The organism is Flammeovirga sp. EKP202 (assembly GCF_014534745.1).
GTDB lineage: Bacteria > Bacteroidota > Bacteroidia > Cytophagales > Flammeovirgaceae > Flammeovirga.
On record NZ_JACVVP010000115.1, the window covers coordinates 1 to 1,201 of the forward strand.

The window sequence follows — 1,201 nt, forward strand, 5'->3', positions numbered from 1 at the left end:
CTGAGCTTTCGCTCTTTTAAAATTTTGATTTTTCATTATTTGATTTAAAGTCGATCTTTATTCTATGAAAAGATTTGATGCATTTGAACTATATAGAGATTATTTATTAGCCGAAGATCACCAAGCAACAGCTACAGGGCTTTCTGCTTCAACAGACAACTTGGTGAAGCATGATTATATCAGTGATATGCTTGCTGATCCAAGTTTAGATAGTCGATTATTTTGGAAATCTGTAAAGCCTTTTGCCAGAAAAATTGAAAGTGAAGATTCTGTTATTTCTGTTGATGATACGATTTCTGAAAAACCTCATAGTTCAATAAATACTATTGTAAACTATCATTTTGACCATACCAAAGGCAAATCTATTAAAGGGATAAATATCTTGAACTTTCTTTTGTCGACCACCTTGGAAGATGAAACTACAGTAAATTGCCCTGTAGGCTTTGAAGTAATCGTGAAGGATCAAGAATTTATAGATAAAGAGGGTAAAACAAAATACAAAAGTGCAAAGAACAAAAATGAACTTGTTATTGACAAGTTATCCACTCTTCTATATGATAATCGACTAAAATTCAAATATATACTATTTGATACTTGGTTTTCATCAAATGATAATATGAAACAAATTCATAAGCGTTTCAAAAAGTATTTTGTATGCCCCTTAAAGAAAAATAGACGTGTAGCTTTAAGTAAAGAAGACAAATATGCAGGTAAATTTGTACAGATTTCTTCTCTAGATATCAACAAAGAAGAAGTGCTTGAAGTCTATATAAAAGGGTTAGATTTCCCAGTAAGACTTGTAAAGCAAATCTTTAAAAACAAAGATTATTCTGAAGGTGTATTATATCTAGTGACTAATGAAATTGAAGCAGATTATAACCAAATCACTACGATCTATCAAAAAAGATGGAAAGTAGAAGAATTACACAAATCACTTAAACAGAATACGCTTTTGAGTAAATCACCAACTAAAATGGAAGTGACACAAAAGAACCACATTTTTGCTTCTATGTTAGCATACATAGAACTAGAAAGACTTAAAATCAAAGAACGCTTAAATCATTTTGCCCTAATGGCAAAATTGAGATTGAAAATGCTAAACGCAGCTTTAGAGGAATTAAACCGTCTGAGAACAACTTAATTTAGCATCTACTTATTAATATTTTAACTATTCGCAAATTTTAAGAGAGCGAAAGATCAG

The 1,201-nt window shown here is 30.5% G+C and carries 1 protein-coding gene; it reads left to right on the plus strand.

Going from position 1 to position 1,201, the window contains the following annotated elements; genetic code table 11:
* Nucleotides 1-64 precede the first annotated feature (64 nt).
* Nucleotides 65-1,141, plus strand: coding sequence for a transposase (locus tag IC221_RS29180; protein ID WP_188172312.1), 1,077 nt, complete (start codon nt 65-67; stop codon nt 1,139-1,141).
* The last annotated feature ends 60 nt before the right edge of the window (nt 1,142-1,201 follow it).

Excerpts from the sequence above, each read along its gene's own strand:
- IC221_RS29180 (WP_188172312.1), top strand. The coding sequence starts at position 65 with ATGAAAAGATTTGATGCATTTGAACTATATAGAGATTATTTATTAGCC.